We start from the raw sequence: 557 nt of genomic DNA on the forward strand, positions 1-557 counted from the left end.
GGCCGAGGATGCAGAGCTTTTGCCCATCATTCGCAGGCTGGTAGATCAAAGGCCAACCTATGGCTATCGGCGGATCGCCGCGCTCCTCAATCGCGAAAGGCGAGCCGCCGATAAGCCTGTCGTCAACGCAAAACGGGTTCACCGCATCATGGGCAACCACGCCATGTTGCTGGAGAAGCATACGGCCGTTCGCAAGGGCCGTATCCATGACGGCAAGGTCATGGTCATGCGCTCGAACTTGCGCTGGTGCTCGGATGGGCTGGAGTTCACCTGCTGGAACGGCGAGGTCATCCGTCTCGCCTTCATCATCGACGCTTTCGACCGGGAGAGCATCTCATGGACGGCCATCGCCAATGCAGGCATCACCGGCTCAGACGTGCGCGACATGATGCTGGAGGCAGTCGAGAAGCGGTTCGCAGCAACCCGAGCCCCGCACGCAATCGAGCATCTCTCGGACAACGGCTCTGCTTACACCGCGAGGGACACGAGGCTGTTTGCGCAAGCACTCAATCTGACACCCTGCTTCACGCCGGTCGCCAGCCCGCAGTCGAACGGCA

1 protein-coding gene is annotated in these 557 nt (G+C 61.2%); it reads left to right on the top strand.

The annotated features are described in order from the left end of the window. The coding region (locus ACS5UA_RS22860; protein ID WP_443101891.1) for a DDE-type integrase/transposase/recombinase at positions 1-557 on the top strand (557 nt) is incomplete at both ends.

The sequence above is a fragment of the Brucella sp. RRSP16 genome, assembly GCF_052246815.1.
In the GTDB taxonomy this organism is placed as follows: Bacteria; Pseudomonadota; Alphaproteobacteria; order Rhizobiales; family Rhizobiaceae; genus Brucella; species Brucella intermedia.